Source organism: Desulfosalsimonas sp. (genome assembly GCF_055149105.1).
In genome coordinates this window covers 41,310-58,066 of record NZ_JBSRLA010000005.1, presented here as the reverse complement: position 1 = coordinate 58,066, position 16,757 = coordinate 41,310, and the positions used below count along the sequence as shown (strand labels likewise).

14 protein-coding genes are annotated in these 16,757 nt (G+C 55.6%); 5 read left to right on the top strand and 9 right to left on the bottom strand.

Going from position 1 to position 16,757, the window contains the following annotated elements:
• Positions 1-4: 4 nt before the first annotated feature.
• From ACTCIA_RS02175 to ACTCIA_RS02140, 8 genes are all read right to left on the bottom strand, one after another.
• The gene (locus tag ACTCIA_RS02175) at positions 5-349 is read right to left on the bottom strand and encodes a NifB/NifX family molybdenum-iron cluster-binding protein (protein WP_463000166.1); all 345 of its coding nucleotides are present in this window, start codon (positions 347-349) and stop codon (positions 5-7) included.
• A 107-nt stretch (positions 350-456) separates the two neighbouring features.
• Positions 457-1,878 carry a sigma-54 interaction domain-containing protein gene (locus ACTCIA_RS02170; RefSeq protein WP_463000165.1) on the bottom strand — a complete coding sequence of 474 codons (1,422 nt, stop codon included), beginning with the start codon at positions 1,876-1,878 and terminating at the stop codon, positions 457-459.
• Between the two features lie 20 nt (positions 1,879-1,898).
• Positions 1,899-2,564 (bottom strand): class I SAM-dependent methyltransferase, encoded by a 666-nt coding sequence (locus tag ACTCIA_RS02165; RefSeq protein WP_463000164.1) that lies wholly within the window; start codon positions 2,562-2,564, stop codon positions 1,899-1,901.
• Between the two features lie 179 nt (positions 2,565-2,743).
• Positions 2,744-3,169, bottom strand: a complete 426-nt coding sequence (locus ACTCIA_RS02160; RefSeq protein ID WP_463000163.1) for a hypothetical protein — start codon at positions 3,167-3,169, stop codon at positions 2,744-2,746.
• A 28-nt stretch (positions 3,170-3,197) separates the two neighbouring features.
• Complete coding sequence (locus tag ACTCIA_RS02155; RefSeq protein WP_463000162.1) at positions 3,198-6,674, bottom strand: efflux RND transporter permease subunit; 3,477 nt, start codon at positions 6,672-6,674, stop codon at positions 3,198-3,200.
• 11 nt (positions 6,675-6,685) lie between these two features.
• Positions 6,686-8,191, bottom strand: a complete 1,506-nt coding sequence (locus tag ACTCIA_RS02150; RefSeq protein ID WP_463000161.1) for an efflux RND transporter periplasmic adaptor subunit — start codon at positions 8,189-8,191, stop codon at positions 6,686-6,688.
• A complete protein-coding gene (locus tag ACTCIA_RS02145; protein ID WP_463000160.1) occupies positions 8,178-9,485 on the bottom strand; it encodes a TolC family protein in 1,308 nt (435 codons plus the stop codon). The genes ACTCIA_RS02150 and ACTCIA_RS02145 overlap by 14 nt, the downstream gene beginning before the upstream one ends.
• Before the next feature lie 396 nt (positions 9,486-9,881).
• A complete protein-coding gene (locus ACTCIA_RS02140) occupies positions 9,882-10,112 on the bottom strand; it encodes a hypothetical protein (protein ID WP_463000159.1) in 231 nt (76 codons plus the stop codon).
• 387 nt (positions 10,113-10,499) lie between these two features.
• On the opposite strand from ACTCIA_RS02140, the gene ACTCIA_RS02135 reads away from it, so the two are divergent.
• From ACTCIA_RS02135 to ACTCIA_RS02125, 3 genes are all read left to right on the top strand, one after another.
• A complete protein-coding gene (locus tag ACTCIA_RS02135) occupies positions 10,500-10,829 on the top strand; it encodes a hypothetical protein (protein ID WP_463000158.1) in 330 nt (109 codons plus the stop codon).
• Positions 10,830-10,939: 110 nt separating this feature from the next.
• Positions 10,940-12,631, top strand: a complete 1,692-nt coding sequence (locus tag ACTCIA_RS02130) for a two-component system sensor histidine kinase NtrB (protein WP_463000157.1) — start codon at positions 10,940-10,942, stop codon at positions 12,629-12,631.
• Positions 12,606-13,973, top strand: coding sequence for a sigma-54-dependent transcriptional regulator (locus tag ACTCIA_RS02125; RefSeq protein ID WP_463000156.1), 1,368 nt, complete (start codon positions 12,606-12,608; stop codon positions 13,971-13,973). The genes ACTCIA_RS02130 and ACTCIA_RS02125 overlap by 26 nt, the downstream gene beginning before the upstream one ends.
• 39 nt (positions 13,974-14,012) lie before the next feature.
• Here ACTCIA_RS02125 and ACTCIA_RS02120 read toward each other — a convergent pair whose 3' ends face one another.
• Positions 14,013-14,705: a Crp/Fnr family transcriptional regulator gene (locus ACTCIA_RS02120; protein WP_463000155.1), complete on the bottom strand. Its 693-nt coding sequence runs from the start codon at positions 14,703-14,705 to the stop codon at positions 14,013-14,015.
• A gap of 102 nt (positions 14,706-14,807) precedes the next feature.
• Here ACTCIA_RS02120 and ACTCIA_RS02115 point away from each other — a divergent pair, with 102 nt between their 5' ends.
• Positions 14,808-15,629 carry a 4Fe-4S dicluster domain-containing protein gene (locus tag ACTCIA_RS02115; RefSeq protein WP_463000154.1) on the top strand — a complete coding sequence of 274 codons (822 nt, stop codon included), beginning with the start codon at positions 14,808-14,810 and terminating at the stop codon, positions 15,627-15,629.
• A gap of 4 nt (positions 15,630-15,633) precedes the next feature.
• Positions 15,634-16,665, top strand: coding sequence for a uroporphyrinogen decarboxylase/cobalamine-independent methonine synthase family protein (locus ACTCIA_RS02110; protein ID WP_463000153.1), 1,032 nt, complete (start codon positions 15,634-15,636; stop codon positions 16,663-16,665).
• Positions 16,666-16,757 lie beyond the last annotated feature (92 nt).

Below are 16,757 nucleotides of genomic sequence, written 5' to 3'. Positions count from 1 at the left end.
CGGATCAGTTCTCCCCTTGCTGGCCGATAATGGCGCCCGGGTAAAGTTTGTTTTTCAGCAATTGCTCCACTCCTTGCTTCCACGAGCCGATAACGGAATCATAGACACAGATGCGCTTCCAGTTCAGGTATTGATAATACTGATCTTCAATGCCGCCGCAGATTACGGTGTCCACGTCTTTTGTTAAAATCATGTGACACAGTTTCTCCGCGGAGACCTGGGCCAGGACCACGATTTTTTTTTCCCACGTCCCGTCATGATCTGCTGAAACAATGGCAGCCTCTGATGCCAGGTCAAAACGGGGCGCCACTTCGTGTCCGTACAGGGGTATGAGGATTTTCCGGGACATGAATTTTGTCCTGATATTGGATATTAAAATGGTATTGTACTTTATAAAAATAGCACAAATGCAGGACAAGTGTCCAATAATTTTCCCGCCCGCAGGCTTGTTTCATCCTACTGGATCTGATACTGCTTGATTTTTCTCCACAGGGTACTTCTGCCCCATCCCAGCAGGGCTGCGGCCTTGTTGCGACGGCCGCCGGTCCGGACCAGGGCGTCGATGATCATCTGCTTTTCGGTCTCAGCCCATGTGGCCGTGCCTTCGGCTGTGGGCTGAAAAGAGCCGGAAACAGTCCCGGGCTGTTCCTGACGGGTCCGGGTGTCATGCTCCATGCGGCCGGCTGCCGGCTCGATGTTGCTGCTGAGATAGGCGGGGAGATCCCGGGGTTCAATTTGATGCTGCCGGCAGACGTTGACCGCGTATTTGATGATGTTTCGCAATTCCCGGACATTGCCCGGATATGTGTAGGTGTTGAGCAAATCCAGGGTCTCAGGAGCCGGTTGCCGGATGTCTTTGCCAAAGGCGGTGCTGAATTGGTGCAGAAAATGGTCTGTGAGCAGGCCGATGTCATCTCCCCGCTGCCGCAGCGGAGGCAGGTGGAGGCGCACCATGTTGAGCCGGAACAGCATGTCTTTGCGAAATGCGTTTTGTTCCGCCATCTGTTCCAGATTCCTGTGATCGCCTGCGATAACACGAACATCCACTTGAAATCCCCGGGTTCCGCCCATGGGATAGACGGTGTTGTTGTCCAGAAGGTTTAACAGCCTGGCCTGCAGGGCCAGGGGCATATCCCCGATTTCAGCAAGGTACAGGGTGCCGTTGTGCGCCAGCCGGAACCGGCCCTGCCGGTTTTCGGCGGCGCCGGGAAATGCGCCTTTGCAGTGTCCGAACAATTCGGATTCAAGAAGGGTTTCCGGCAGGGCGCCGCAGTTGATTTTGACAAACGGCCCCCTGGCCCGGCCGGAATTTTCGTGGATGGCCCTGGCGGCCCGGTCTTTTCCCGTGCCGGTCTCCCCGGTAATCAGCACCGGGGAGTCATTTCCGGCGATCAGGGGCAGGGTGCGGAAGATGTTTTCCATATCCGGGCTGTTGCCGATCATTCCGGCAAAGCCAAATGCCGGATGCATTTGCGCTTGTGGCTGAGCCGTGCCCCGCAGGTCCTCGATGGCATCCACGTAACCCAGGCATTTGCCGGCGGGATCAAAAAGCCCGATCATGGTAATGCGCACGTCAATGCGCAGTCGCTCCCGGTTGATCAGATCGCTTTGCACGCACACCGGTCCGCTGGCCGGTGCGATTTTTGAAACCGGGCCGTCTTTGAGATAGGCCCGGGTTCGCACAATATTGTGACAGGCAATGTTTTTTGCTTCTTGTAGGCCATAGCCGGTAAGGGCGGAAGCCGCCCGGTTCATGTACCGGATTCGCCGCCGGGCATCGAGCAGGATCAGGGCGGTGGGAATCTCTTCCAGAATGGCTTCGGCGGTGACCGGATGGTCAAACAGCCCGGAAATCAGATGTGGGAAATGATCATCCAAAAATCAATGCTCCCGGCGCCCTATGCTTTATGTTTCAGGGTATGGATGATGATCTGTTTTTTTTCTCCCATGCCGGTAAAAGCCATGCCCTTGTGGGAAAGATCAAATTCCTTTTCCGCTTCCATCAGAAATTCCATCATGGACATCCGGGCGATATCATGGGCCAGATAGGCTGTTCCGCCGGATCTGAGCTTTTTTTTGAGAATTTCGATGACCGGGTGCACGTCGGATTTTCGGTATATCAGTTCCGAGCCGCAGATGATATCCCAGGTTTCATGGGTGTCGGGTTCATGCCAGTCAAGGGCCGAGACCCGCACGGTGTCAATTTCGTTGTGGGCCGCGTTTTTTTTCATCAGCGCCAGGGCGTCAGGCTGATTGTCAGTGATGGTGACCCGGTGGCCAAAGGCGCCGAGAAACAGTCCGGTAATGCCCATGCCCGCACCGATTTCCAGGATTTCCTGACGTTTATCCAGTCCTGTGTGAACCAGCCAGTCCGTGAGCACGATGCTGGCCTCCCAGATTTTCACCCAGAAGGGAAAATGCGCAATTTCCTGCCGGCCCTCTGCTTCGAGTTCGGCAATCAGGGGTTCAAGATTTTTAACGCACAGGATCTCCAGGCGCCGGCCCCCTATGGCAAGGGCCTTTGGCTCCAGTTCAATATTGGGGCGAAGCAGCAGTTGCGTCATAACAGTCTTTTTGTTTGTTTTGGCAGAAAACGGGCTTTGTGCGACCCATGGCCGCGGCCCGTGCCGCGTGAAATCATAAGTGTTGCTGATAAACTAATAATTCTAATCTAAAAAGTCGGCAGCGGTCAAGAACATTCCGAATGGCCCGGATCCGGACTGGTTGACAGGATCGTGCCGGTTCATTGAACAACGTGATCAAATGAATGGATCAGGGATTTGTCTCCTGCCACGGCTTTTGTCTTGATGGTGTATGTGCCGGGCGGATCAAGTGAGACATCAGCACCGTAGCCGTCTGCCATGCCCATGGCCATGACCTTTTGCTGTTTTCCGTCAGGACCCTGGATCAGAAACCCGGTCCTGGCTCCGGTAACCGCATCGCCGTTCTGGTCCCGGATAAAGACCATCAGATGGTGGGTGGCCTCGCTGTCGCTGCCGCGCTCCTTTAATGCCTGGCGCATGTCAATGAGTTCATAAGTCAGCTCATGGTTATCCACGGCTGCCTGGTGGATTGTTTCTCCATCGCTGCCGTGCTGGGCGGCCGCAGGCGCGATGACCAGACAGATCAGCATCATTGGCGCGATCATAAAATGCATCAGTTGTTTCATAACGTTTCTCCTTGTTGGCTTTGTGGTTTTATTGTTTTTCTTTGATTTCCCGGCGTTTCCAGATATCATAGACCGCCGGGATGATAATCAGGGTTAAAATGGTCGAGGAGATCAGCCCACCCACCATGGGCGCGGCGATTCTCTTCATGACCCGGACACCCGTTTCGGTGCCGAACATAATGGGCATCAGGCCGATTAAGGTGGTGGCCACGGTCATGAGCTTGGGCCGCACGCGTTCCACCGCCCCTTCGATGATCGCACCCTTGAGATGCTCTGTGGTTTGCATTTCTCCCCGGTTCGCCCATCTTTTGTGGGCCTCGTCAAGATAGACCAGCATCACCACACCGGTTTCCGCCGCCAGCCCGGCAAGGGCGATAAAGCCCACCACCACGGCCACTGAAACGTTATAGTCCAGCAGATAAAGCAGCCATACCCCCCCGACCAGGGCAAACGGCAGCGATGCCATGACCACCATGGCTTCGGTGATGTTTTTAAAATGAATATAGAGCAGCACGAAAATCAGCAGGATTGTCACGGGAACAATCAGGTTCAGGGTTTGCCTGGCCTTTTGCATGTATTCAAACTGCCCGGACCAGACCAGGGAATAGCCTGCCGGTTTGTCGATGTTTTCATCCACGATTTTGCGCGCCCGCTCAACATAGGTTCCCAGGTCCACGTCTGCGATGTCCACGTATATCCATGCGGTTCTTCTGGCGTTTTCGCTTTTGATCATGGGCGGCCCTTTGCGGATTTCAAGGTCGGCCAGCTGGGCAAGGGGCACCTGGGCTCCGGTTGGCGTGGCCACCAGCACCCGCCTGAGCTGCTGCATATCGTCTCTTAACTCCCGTTTGTAGCGCAGATTCACGGGATAGCGCTCCAGGCCCTCCACTGTATAGGTGATGTTCATGCCGCCCACCGCGGTCATGATCACTTCCTGGACATCATCGACAGTCAGGCCGTATCGGGCGATTTCATGACGCCTGATGTCAAAATCCAGGTAATTGCCGCCGGTTGTGCGCTCGGAATAGACCGACAGGGTTCCCGGAATATCGCGCACCACCTGTTCAATGCGGGTGCCCAGCTCGGATAGCACCTCCAGATCCGGGCCCATGAGCTTGATGCCCACAGGCGTCTTGATGCCGGTGGACAGCATGTCAATGCGGGTTTTAATGGGCATGGTCCAGGCATCGGTGAGCCCCGGAAACCGGATGGCATCGTTTAAGTCCGCTTTTAGCTCTTCGATGGTCATGTGCCGCTGTTCCGGCCAGATCCAGGCAAGCGGGGCTTTCAGCCAACCCGGCCAGGAAGAAAAAAAACGGTCTGTTTGTTTTTTGCGCCACTGGTGCACGATTTCGCCCTTTTTTTTCTCCGGCCAGATCAGGGTCAGGGGCCCCTTGAGCCAGTCGGGCCAGGATGAGAAAAAGCGCTGGACTTCCAGGGTTTCATATTCCACTTTGGGCCGCAGCATGATGGTGGTTTCAATCATGGTCAGCGGTGCCGGATCCGTGGCCGTATCGGCCCGGCCGATTTTGCCGTGCACGCTCTGGACTTCCGGGAAGCGTTTGATGATCTTGTCGGTCTGCTGGAGCAGTTCCCGGGCCTTGGTCACGGAAATGCCCGGCAGGGTGGTTGGCATGTAGAGCAGATCGCCTTCGTTTAAGGGGGGCATGAATTCGCTGCCCAGTTGTTTGGCCGGATAATATGTCACCGCGGTGATCAGCACGGCAATCAAAATCGTTGTCTTGCGCCAGTTGACCACCATTGCGATCATCGGCCTGTAGACGCGGATAAAAAGACGGCTCAGCGGATTTCTGTGTTCCGGCAGGATTTTCTGGGGCACAAGGCAGATCACGGCAAACACGGAAAGCGCGATTGCCGCAATTAGGCTCCAGCCCGGAAGGTCCACGCCTGCAATGCCGGCTGCAACAACTATCATCGGCGGACCCGCTGTGGCGGCAATCCAGATCTGGCGCCGGCGTTTTTTGGAAGTCTGCGGGTCAATGGGCCGCTCGGTGATAAAAAAGGTCATCAGCACCGGGATGATGGTGATCGCCAAAAGCGATGAGGCGGCCATGGCAAAGGTCTTGGTATAGGCCAGGGGTTTGAACATCCGGCCGGACTGCTCCTGTAAGGCAAATACCGGGACAAACGACACCGTGATAATCAGCAGGCTGTAAAACAGGGCCGGGCCGACCTCCTTGGAGGCCTCCAGGATGATTTCATTAAACGGCTTTTTGTCCCGGTCCCGCTCCAGGTGCTTGTGGGCGTTTTCCACCATGACCACCGAAGCGTCCACCATCACGCCGATGGCAATGGCAAGGCCGCCCAGGCTCATGATATTGGCGTTAATGCCCAGCGGATACATGACAAGAAACGACATCAGCACCCCCACGGGCAGGGTGAACAGGGCCACGAACGCGGATCTGAAGTGCAGGAGAAACAGCACGCAGATAATGGCCACCACCGTGATTTCTTCTACGAGCTTTTTCTGCAGTGCATGCACGGCCCGCTCGATCAACCCGGAGCGGTCGTATCCCATTTCTATGGTCACGCCCTCGGGAAGGGATTTTTCCAGCTCCGCCAGCCTGGTTTTTACCCTGTTGATGGTATCCAGGGCGTTTTCCCCGTAGCGCATCACCACGATGCCCCCGGCGGTCTCGCCCTCGCCGTTCCACTCCAGCACCCCCCGGCGCAGTTCAGGGCCGCGGTGGATATTGGCGATGTTTTTCAACAAAATCGGGGTGCCCCGGTCATCGACGCCAACGGCGATTTCTTCCATGTCGGCGATGGATTGGATATAGCCCTTGCCCCGCACCATGAATTCGGTTTCAGCCATTTCCACGAGCCGACCGCCCACATCATTGTTGGAGCGCTGGATGGCGCGTTTGACCCTGGAAAGGGGGAGATCGTAGGCAAGCAGCTTATTGGGGTCCACCTCCACCTGGTACTGGTTGACATAGCCGCCGATGCCCGCCACTTCGGCCACTCCCTGCACGGACATGAGCTCGTATCGCAAAAACCAGTCCTGGATGCTTCTGAGCTCGGCCAGGTTGTGTTCTCCGGTGTGGTCCTTGAGCACGTACTCGTATACCCAGCCCACGCCCGAGGCGTCCGGTCCCAGCTCCGGGGTTACGCCTTCGGGCAGATCGGATGCCGCGCCGTTTAGGTATTCGAGCACCCGGGACCGGGCCCAGTAAAGGTCGGTGCCGTCTTCGAAAATCACGTAGACAAAAGACAGGCCGAAAAAGGAATATCCCCGGACAGTTTTGGCGTACGGCACGCTGAGCATGGTGGAGGTCAGCGGGTAGGTGACCTGGTCTTCGACCACTTCAGGGCCCTGGCCGGGATATTCCGTCATAACGATAACCTGCACGTCGGACAGATCCGGTATGGCGTCCAGGGGGATGGACCGGATGGCCAGAATGCCGCCGGCAATCACAAAAAGGGTTGCCAGCACCACCATGAACTTGTTTTTTATGGACCATTCAATTATTTTTTCAATCATTCCGGGCCCCTTTATTCCAGATCCTCAAAAAATCCATTCCCGTTGTCCCCGTTTTCCAGTCCATCAAAAAAGCCCTCTTCGGTTTCCTTTTGTCCGGAATCCTGCTCTTTTTCCCCGGGCGCCGGTTCGGTCATTTTCCGGGAGGCCTCCCGGAGCTTGGATTCGGAGTCGAGCATGAACTGTCCGGAGACTACCACCTGTTCGTCCGGTGCCAGGCCTTCGAGCACCTGGATCCGGTCGTTGTCAAGGGGCATGCCTAGTTTTACCTCCCGGGGGGTGAATTTTCCGGCGTCACGCCGGACGAACACGACATCGCGCTGCCCGGAACGGATCACCGCGGATCTCGGTATGTGCAATCCGGTTTCATCGCTGCTGGTGGCGATTTTCACATCCCCGTACATATCGGGTTTCAAAAACATATCCGGGTTTTCAAATTCCAGCAGCACGACCACGTCCCGGGTCTTGCGCTGAAGATAGGGATAGATGTATGCCACCTGTCCGGTGTATTTCTCTTCGGGCAGGTAAGGCAGGGTCATTTCGGCTGTCTGGCCTTTCTCCACCCGGGCCAGTTCGTATTCGTAAATATGGGCTTCGACCCAGACGCTCGACAAATCGGCGATTTCATAAATCGTGGCCCCGGATTTGACGTAATCGCCTTCAAGTACGTTTTTTTTCGTCACCACCCCCGTGTACGGAGAGCTGATGGTCAGGGCGTGCTTGATGGTCCCCTTTCCGATGACCTCGTCGATCTCGGATTTGGCAATACCGTAGTAGGCCAGCCGGCTTCTGACGGATTCGAGCACTTTTCTGTTGGTTTCATCGGGCCGGCGGCTGTAGTTGCGCCGGGCTTCGAGCAGATCCTGCTGGGCGGTGATCAGCTCCGGTGAATAAAAATCAAACAGCGGATCACCCTTTTCTACCCGGGCGCCGGTGAAATCCACGTGCAGTTTTTCGATCCATCCGCTGAATTTCAGGTTGAGCCGGGCCATGTTGGTTTCATTGTAGGTCACGTGACCGTAGGTCCGGATGATGTGGGAAAGCGACCCCCGCTTTACGGCTGCCGTGCGGATCCCCATGTTTTGTTCCATGACCGGATCAATGGAGATATTCACACCCCCTACCAGCTGGTCTTCGTATACCGGCTCCAGATCCATGCCCATGGCACTTTTGCCGGGTTCGTCATAGATTTCCTGGGGGTTCATGGGCGCGCGCCAGTATGCGATTTCGCGCTCCCCGTCGTCTGCGTCGTCTTTTTCATCCACCGAGTCCTTTGGCACAAGCTCCATGCCGCAAATGGGACAATCCCCGGGCTCATCTGTGACCACCTGGGGATGCATGCTGCAGGTGTACTGGATGTCGTTGTCCTGCTGCACTTCCTGGTGCTCGTGGTCCGCAAAGGAAAGCAGGCCCGAATACCAGGCCAGGCCTGCCGCGGCCGCCAGGGTCAGCACGGCGGTGAGAAAAATGGCAAGAATCGCAATGCGTCCTGATTGCCCCCGGGCTTTATCTCTGGTCATAGGATTGTCCTTTGAATGCATGGGAATTGTCCTTCAATGTTTTGCCTGTCGCGGTCCCGCCGACCCAGGCTTCGAGTTCGGCGCGTTTCTGGTATATGTCATGAAAAAGGCGGCTGGCTTCCCGCCGGTATTTCAAAACCCGTATGCGGGCGTCGATCATCGTGTCAAATTCCACCCTGTCCACCTCATAGGCCTCTTTTGCCGATCTGGCCCACTGGCCCGCCTGGGGTATGAGTTCTTCGGTATAGAGACGGTATCTGCGCCGGGTGTCGTTTATTTCCGCGACCAGGGATTGGATCCGGTAGGGCAGCCGGTTTTGCAGATCCCGGTACCGGTTCTGGGCGGAAAACTGATTGCGCGATGCTGCGGCAACCTCGTTTGACTGTTTGCTTTTATGCCAAAGCGGGATATCCATTGCCACCGCGGCTGAGACGAAGTCCGGCAGGTCTCTTCCTGTGCGGTCTTCTTCGCGCTGGCCGTAGGTCAGCCGGATATTGAAGTCAGGATAATAATCCTTTTGCGCAAGCTGCTTTTGGGTCCTGGCGGTTTGGATCTGCGCCTGCATGCCTTGTAAGTCCGGGTTTTTCTCCAGTGCCGCCGCGGCCAGTTTTTCGGCTGAAATCACAAACCCGAGCCCGGACAGATCTGCGGGCGGGTCAATGGATGTGGGCTCGACCCTGTTGGTTAGTTCATGCAGGCGGTCTTCGATGGTGGTTCTGCGGTTTTCCAGCCTCACGGCCTCGTCTTTTAATCTGGACAGTTCAACTCCGGCCTGGAAAATATCCTGCTGCAGACCGTCTCCTACGGCATAGCGGCTTTCCGTGTCCCTTCTGATGCGTGCCACCAGATCGGTTAATTCGTCATTGATCCGCAGGCTTTCGACCACATACCCGAGCTCATACCAGGCCACAGCCACGTCCCGGGCCAGCTCCAGTCTGGCAGCCTCCAGCTCGGCCTTCTGCTGTCTGGCCTCTGCCGCAGCCGCCTCGGAGCGCAGATCCAGTTTGGACAGCCAGGGCACGGTCTGCTCCACGAAGATCTGTTTCTGGGTCATGGGTTCCTGGTCAAGTGTGAAGCTGTCTGTGGGAATGCTCTGAAGAGCAAATCCGATTTTCGGGTCCGGAAGTGCGCCTGCGGCCGGAATGCGCTTTTTGAGGGCTTCTGCCCGGTCTGCCTTGCTTTGCAGCAGGCGGTTGTTTTCCAGGGCCTCGTCGATGAGCTGCTGCAGTGCAGGTGGTGCCCATATGAACTGCTGGGCGGAAACCGTGCAGAAAAAACCCGAAAATAAAACCATGAAAACAGCAGCGGGTAAAACGGCTCTGCAGTTTGCCGGCAATAAATTTGTCATGATTCCTGTCCCGATATCTAAAGGTGTTGTTTGTATCTTCGTACGGGCAATAAAAGCCCTGTCTTTGCCTTATTCAACATTCGTGCCGTTTTTTCCCGGAGTGCAAAAAAAGGTCCGTTGACTCCGGTCTCGGTTAAAAAAAGCCTTATACTGCGCCTGGCGGCATGACCTGCACCCCTGCCGGAATCTCTCTTAAAATTGTAATGCTTCTATTATATAAAGCAAAAAGTTTGCATCGGATGTGAAAATAATGCGCACCTACGGCAAATCGGAACTTTTTTTCGCACTTATCAATCGCCCGTTTTTTGAAGAAAAATCATTTTTTTCTTTTTTATCAAGTCGTTATTTGTTTTTTTCCAGCTCTGGCACAATCATTGCTAAATCTGTGTAGCGTGTCACTGGAGAAAGAATCACAAGGATAAATTTTGATGGCATCGTAAAAAGCTTTTTACCGCGTCCGCTGTTGTTGCAGGAAGGAGGCCCTGCGGCCGGCGCCGGTTTTTTCGCTCCTGATCGTTTCCGGGTTTCTTCCATCCAGCCCCGGGCAATTTGAAATTTTACTCGCTCCGGCATTGGCTGAATTTATCCCGGAAACGCTCAATGTCGCTTCACAAACCGACCCCGCCCCCGGGCTTCCTTGGGAGGATTCTTTCCGGGCCAGCCCACGGGAACGGGAATGAAAACAACGCTTTTTAAGACGTCAATGTGTTGCTTCCGGACTCCCTTGGTGTGAAACCTTGCACACTGTCGGCCATGATGCCGGCCCGGGGGTGGTTTGCGAGTCGCATTGAGCGCGCAGGCGGTCAGCAGGGAGCAAACTTCCACCGGGCCGGCATCATGCGAAAATTATAGAACCAGGCACTATCAGCAACTTTTTTGAAGTTAAAACTTAACACTGCCTGTAAAAAGCTTTTTACAGGCCAATCAATTTAATTCAACGAGTAAAAGGAGGCTTTTGAAATGAAAAAAATCGTTACTTGCCTGTTTGTTCTGACCGTATTGGCACTGGCTGCAGGACCCGCAGCAGCAGAGGATCACGGCAATCACAGCCATTTTTCCGGACAGGACCGGCAGGACAATGCAGAACGGCAAAGAGGGGATGTTTATGGTGATGAAATGCACCAGCAACATGATGCATATGGGGATGAAATGCACCAGGGACATGATGAGTCCGGTATGACCCGCGATCACGACAATTATGAAAGAACCCGCCGCCCGGGTTATGGCGATGACCATCACGACAGGCAGCACGACACCCGCAGCGGCGGTTACCGGGGCGGCGGCTGCTGATTTTGCAAGCCTCGCTGTTGTGCTTAACTTTTACACAAACGAAAACGGCCCGGATCCGGACACGGGTCCGCGGCCGTCAAATCAAAACATAAGGGAGCAAGCCCGCGCAAATGCCGCAACCAGCAAAATTGTACCTGCCCGCCCTGGTCATCGTGGTGGTGATTCTGACCCTGCTTGTTTTCATCGGTTTTTCCACCTACTGGAATATCGATCGGGCCAGAAACAATGCCCTGGATTTTGTTCATCAGCAGGGGGTGGCCATCATGGAGGCCGTTGAAGCCGGAATCAGCGCGGTTAGCTATGAATCCCGCAATGAATCAAGGGCTGTAAATGAGCTGATATCCCGGACGGCCGATAACGACTCCGTGGCCTATATTTACCTTTCATTGCAGGACTCCGGCGCATTTATAAGCTCGCCTTCTTACAAAAAAAAGCGTTTCGGGCGCTGGATGCCCGAAACGCTTTCCGGCGGCATTGCAAGCCGGTTCCGGCGGCTTTCAGACAACACTCCCGTCTATGAGCTGGCCAAGTCCGTGCAGGGCGCTGTCCTTGTTGTCGGCCTTAAGATGTCCACCTTTGAAAACGCCCGGCAGGAGGATTTTCACCATGCCATTATAATGGTTTCGATTCTCGGGGCCCTGGGTGCGGGAGCCGTGTTTTTTATTTTTGTGATTCACCGCTATCACAGGATGAATCAGGTATTGCGCCGAACCGAGGCCTATACGAACCAGGTGGTGGAAAGCATGGCCAACGGGCTGCTCAGCATAGGCCCGGACGGGCGGGTGCTGTCCTGGAACACCCCGGGTCTTGAGCTGTTGGGGTTAAGCCACCAGGACCCGGGGGAGATCCGGCTTGACCGGGTGCTTGATTTCGAAAAAACCGGCATTTCCGAAACATTGTCAGAAGGCCGGCCGGTGATGGACCGGGAGATTTGGTTTTCGGGGTCAGACGGCGACAACATGCCCCTGGCCGTAAGTGTCACCCCCATTGGCACCGGAGACGAAAACGCCGCCGGAGCTGTTGTGATTCTGCGGGATCTGCGGGAGATCAAGCGGCTGGAGGAAAAAGTCCGGAGATCTGAGAAATTTGCGGCCCTGGGAAAGCTGGCGGCTTCGGTGGCCCATGAAATCCGCAATCCCTTAAGCTCCATCAGGGGATTTGCCAGATTTCTGAGCCATGCCTTGACAGATCGTCCCGCAGAGGTAGAGTATGCGGAAATAATGGTCCGGGAGGTTGACCGGATCAACCGGGTGGTAACAGATCTGCTCAATTTCGCACGGCCCCTTGTGCTCGAGCCCAAACCTGAAAACCCCGGGGATCTGGCCGAGCATGCCGTCCGTCTGGTTTCCGGAGATGCCGGGGCCCGGGGAATTGCGCTGCGTTTAAATACCCGGTCCGCGCCGGCATCGGTTGTGCTCGATGCCAACATGATGGCCCAGGTGCTGCTCAATCTGGTGCTAAATGCCATGGAAGCAGTGGAATCCGGCGATTTCGTGGAGGTCGGTGCTGCAGAGGTGCCGGAATCCGAAAGCATGGTATTCTGGGTGGAGGACAACGGACCGGGCATTTCGCCTGGGGATCTGAACAAAATTTTCGACCCGTTTTTTACCACCCGGGCAAAGGGGACGGGACTGGGCCTGGCCATTGTCCAGAAAATCGTGGAAAGCCATCAGGGAACGGTGCGGGTGCAAAGCCCGCCGGAAGGCCAATCCGGCGGCAGCCGCATTGAAGTGCACATACCCATGACTTTGGAACAAAGGGCGGAGAAAAGAGGCCATGAAGCCGCAAATACTGATAGTTGATGATGATGAATCCCACCGGCGGATGCTCGATGCGGTTTTGAGCGCAGAGGGCTATGCCGCTTCTCACGCCGCAGACGGCCAGCAGGCGGTTGCCGCGGTTGAAAAGCAATTCTACGATCTTGTGCTGCTCGACATCCGGATGAGCCGCATGGACGGCATAGAGGCCCTGCAACAGATAAGGCGCATCAGCCCGGGCATCGCCATTATCATTATGACCGCCTACGCATCCGTGGATACGGCTGTGGATGCCCTCAGATCCGGGGCTTACGATTACCTGACAAAGCCGCTGGACATCGATGAGCTAAAACACCTGGTTGAAAAAACCCTCCGGCATTTTCACCTTGAAAGGGAAAATCTTTACCTGAAACAGCGGCTCAACGACCGGTTTGATTATGCCAGTATAATCGGGCAGAGCCCGGCCATGACAAAAATGTTTGAAACCCTTTCCCTGGCGGCGCCTTCGGATGCAACCGTGTTGATTCTGGGGGAAAGCGGCACCGGAAAGGAGCTGGTGGCCAATGCCATACACCAGAACAGCCCCAGAAAGGAAAACCCTTTTATCAAGGTCAATTGCGCGGCCCTGCCAGAGACGCTTCTGGAAAGCGAGCTGTTCGGCCACGAAAAAGGCGCCTTTACCGGCGCGTCAAGTACCCGGCCGGGCCGCTTCCGTCAGGCGCACACAGGTACGGTTTTTCTCGACGAGATTGCGGAAATGAGCCCGGCAACCCAGGCCAAAATCCTGCGCGTCCTGCAGGAACAGGCTTTTGAGCCCCTGGGCGGCGGCAGCACCGTTGAGGTCGACATCCGGGTTATTGCGGCCACCAACCGGGTGCTGGAAGAAGAAATGGAGCAGGGCCGTTTCAGGGAGGATCTCTATTATCGCCTGAATGTCATTTCCGTGACCATTCCCGCACTCCGCGAGCGCAAGGATGACCTGCCGCTTTTGGCCGAACATTTTCTCGAAATTTACGCCCGGAAAAACCGCCGTATCATCAAGGGGTTTTCCCCCCGGGCCATTGACCTGCTCATGCGCTACTCCTGGCCGGGCAATGTGCGGGAGCTTGAAAACGCAGTGGAACGGGCGGTGATTCTTGCAAGAGGAGAAACCATTTCACCCGATGAACTGCCCCGGTCAATCCGTGCAATGGATCCCTGCGCCTCTGAAACGGCACCGGACAATGCCTCATGCGTTCCTGGCAGGGCTTTAAAGGATGTGGAAAAAGACATGATCCTAAGTACCCTGGAGCAGACCGGCGGCAATCGTACCAGGGCGGCCGATATCCTGGGCATCAGCCGGCGCGCCCTGCAGCTGAAGCTAAAGAAATATCAGATAAACAAATGAAAACCCCTGGATAACGGTTGCGGATCAAGCCTTTTTGGCTCAGGGCGGCTCCATCTTCCCGAACTCGGCCAGATCTTCCAGGCCTTGTCTGTCCAGCAAGCGGATGGTCCGGCCCTGGACCTCAACCAGGCCCTGCTCGCTCATCTTGCGCAGCATTCTGGAAAGGGTCTCCGGAATGGTGCCCAGAAAGCTGGCCAGGTGCCCTTTGGAAATGTTTAACCGGATCGTGTCCGCATTGTTCTGCTCCTCTGCCTGGAGCAGGAAATATCCGGCCAGGCGTGCCGGGACTTCCTTTAATGACAGGTTTTCCACCTGGATGGTGAAGTTTCTGAGCCTGCGTGCCAGCACGGCCAGCATGTTCATGGCAACAGAGGGGTTGCGGGCGATCAGTTCCCGGAAATCTTTTCGCGGGAAAAACAGTACACGGCTTTTTTTCATTGCTTCGGCGCTGGCCGGAAAGACCTTTCCCGAAAACACCGGCACTTCCCCAAATGGCTCGCCGGGTCCGAACATGTGCAGGATCTGCTCTTTTCCCTCGGTGGAGAGCTTATAGATTTTGACCATGCCTTCAGTGGGAACGTAAAACCCGTCTGCCGGATCACCCTCAGAGAAGATCAACTCGCCGGATGCCACGGATTTTTCCACGGCAATGGCCATCAGGGCCTCCATATCCTGCTCTGGCAGCCCTGAAAAAAGGATGGATTGGGACAATATTTCTTTTGACCGGCTCATGCATGCCTCCTATAACAGTTTTTGATTTAAATCAAGGAAACAGTCGGTTGCAAGTGGCAGGTTAAAAGGGATAAGGTTCAGGGTGAAAGAAAGGAGAAGGAGATGGAGTGGAGCAGCGAGGCCGGGGCCGTGATGAGAAAGGTTCCCTTTTTCGTGAAAAAGCGGGTCCGCAAAAAGGTGGAGGAATATGTGGCGGCTCAGGGGCGCGGCACAGTCACCGTGGATGACGTGTATGCGGTGAAAAAGGGGTATATGGAAAACATGGAAAAAGAGGTGGCCGGTTTTCGGGTGGAAAACTGCTTCGGCCCCGGCGGCTGCCCGAACCGCGCCGGGCCGGATGCGGATCTGGCCGGCCGCATTGAATCGCTTCTGGCCCAAGCGGATCTGCGGGGGTTTTTGAAAAAAACCGTTAACGGGCCCTTAAAATTTCATCACGAGTTCACCGTCACTTTGGCTGATTGCCCCAATGCCTGCTCCCGGCCCCAGATCCGGGATATCGGCATTATCGGTGCAGCCGTGCCCGGGCTCACGGACAACCCGTGCTCCATGTGCGGCCAGTGCGTGGAGATCTGCAAGGAAGATGCCGTCACCCTGGATGAAAACCGGCAGATGCCCCGAATTGATGCATCCCGGTGCCTGGACTGCGGTCAGTGCGCCGGTGTGTGCCCCACCCAGACCATCGAAACCCTACAAAAATGCTACAAGGTTTTGCTCGGGGGCAAACTGGGCCGTCATCCCCGGCTGGCCCGGCCCCTTCCGGGCTGCTACAGCGCAGATCAAGTCCTTGACATTGTCCGGAAATGTGTTGATTTTTATAAACAGCACAGCACCGGGGGGAAACGCTTTGCCCAACTGGCGGCTGACAACGGTCCGGAATTGATGGCCGCCTTGGCTGATCTGATCCACGATCAAAAGAAAGGATGAGGACATGCCCATTCCAGGAAACCTGCTGACAACCGCCATGGCGGTGATGCCCCACACGGATGCCGACCGGGCCCTTGAGGCGGCCATGTCGCTTGACATCCCCTTCTGGCCACAGCTTCCCCGGCTCAATTATTACGAGGACATGTATGTCCAGGCAGCCGAGCATTTTCCGGGCATTGTGCTGGATATGGAAAACCGGAAACTGTCTTTCTCCGGTGAAAAATTCGCAGAAGAACTCGGTGATGTCATGGCCCGGTTCGATGACCCGGAAGTCTTTGATGTCAGCCCGGATTATTCCGTGGTGTATCACAAGTTTCTGGAGATGGATTTATCAGACCGCCCGGCCATCCGCGGCCAGTTGGAGGGGCCGGTGAGTTTCGGGTTTAACGTGGCGGATGAAAACGACCGCTCCATATTGTTTGACGACTCGGTGCGCCCGTTTATGTTCGAGTTCATGGCCCGGCGGGTCAATGTGCAGTTAAACCGGCTCAAGGAAAAAAATCCAAACGCCTTCATGTATGTGGATGAGCCCGGCCTGCAGTTTCTGTTTTCGGCCATGTCCGGCTACGGCGATGTCCAGGCAAAGCAGGACATGGAGATGTTTTTCTCCCTTATTGACCGGCCCCGGGGGGTTCACTTGTGCGGCAACCCGGACTGGGATTTTCTGCTCAACTTAGACATTGATATCCTGTCTCTGGATGTCTACACCAACGGCGAGGTGTTTTCCTCCTATGCCAAATCCGTCCAGCGCTTCCTGGACCGGGGCGGAGTGCTGTGCTGGGGGCTTGTGCCCACCAATGTGGAGCCCTTTGAAAAGGAATCCGTGGACAGCCTGGAAAACATGCTCGAAAACCTCTGGAAAAGCCTTTACGCAAAGGGTGTTGACCGGGACCAACTGCTGGCCCAGAGCCTGCTGTCCCCGGCCACCTGCTGCCTGATCAATCCCGATATCGAAAAAACCGTGGAAAAGGGCTTTGCCGCGGTAAAGCACCTGTCTGAAAAACTGCGGGACAAATACGGGCTCACGGGGACATAGGGTCGGATTTGTCCGTATTGATTCTGATAATGCTCTTCACAGATCATCTCCAGGACTTCGAAAGGATTTGGCACGCACTGCAAAATAGACAA

What these genes read in the sequence shown, in the direction of transcription:
- ACTCIA_RS02135 (WP_463000158.1), top strand. Translation starts at nt 10,500, where the DNA reads ATGAAAAAAATCGTTACTTGCCTGTTTGTTCTGACCGTATTGGCACTG.
- ACTCIA_RS02120 (WP_463000155.1), bottom strand. Translation starts at nt 14,705, where the DNA reads ATGAGCCGGTCAAAAGAAATATTGTCCCAATCCATCCTTTTTTCAGGG.
- ACTCIA_RS02115 (WP_463000154.1), top strand. Translation starts at nt 14,808, where the DNA reads ATGGAGTGGAGCAGCGAGGCCGGGGCCGTGATGAGAAAGGTTCCCTTT.
- ACTCIA_RS02125 (WP_463000156.1), top strand. Translation starts at nt 12,606, where the DNA reads ATGAAGCCGCAAATACTGATAGTTGATGATGATGAATCCCACCGGCGG.
- ACTCIA_RS02140 (WP_463000159.1), bottom strand. Translation starts at nt 10,112, where the DNA reads ATGCCGGAGCGAGTAAAATTTCAAATTGCCCGGGGCTGGATGGAAGAA.
- ACTCIA_RS02165 (WP_463000164.1), bottom strand. Translation starts at nt 2,564, where the DNA reads ATGACGCAACTGCTGCTTCGCCCCAATATTGAACTGGAGCCAAAGGCC.
- ACTCIA_RS02155 (WP_463000162.1), bottom strand. Translation starts at nt 6,674, where the DNA reads ATGATTGAAAAAATAATTGAATGGTCCATAAAAAACAAGTTCATGGTG.
- ACTCIA_RS02160 (WP_463000163.1), bottom strand. Translation starts at nt 3,169, where the DNA reads ATGAAACAACTGATGCATTTTATGATCGCGCCAATGATGCTGATCTGT.
- ACTCIA_RS02145 (WP_463000160.1), bottom strand. Translation starts at nt 9,485, where the DNA reads ATGGTTTTATTTTCGGGTTTTTTCTGCACGGTTTCCGCCCAGCAGTTC.
- ACTCIA_RS02150 (WP_463000161.1), bottom strand. Translation starts at nt 8,191, where the DNA reads ATGACCAGAGATAAAGCCCGGGGGCAATCAGGACGCATTGCGATTCTT.
- ACTCIA_RS02175 (WP_463000166.1), bottom strand. Translation starts at nt 349, where the DNA reads ATGTCCCGGAAAATCCTCATACCCCTGTACGGACACGAAGTGGCGCCC.
- ACTCIA_RS02110 (WP_463000153.1), top strand. Translation starts at nt 15,634, where the DNA reads ATGCCCATTCCAGGAAACCTGCTGACAACCGCCATGGCGGTGATGCCC.
- ACTCIA_RS02130 (WP_463000157.1), top strand. Translation starts at nt 10,940, where the DNA reads ATGCCGCAACCAGCAAAATTGTACCTGCCCGCCCTGGTCATCGTGGTG.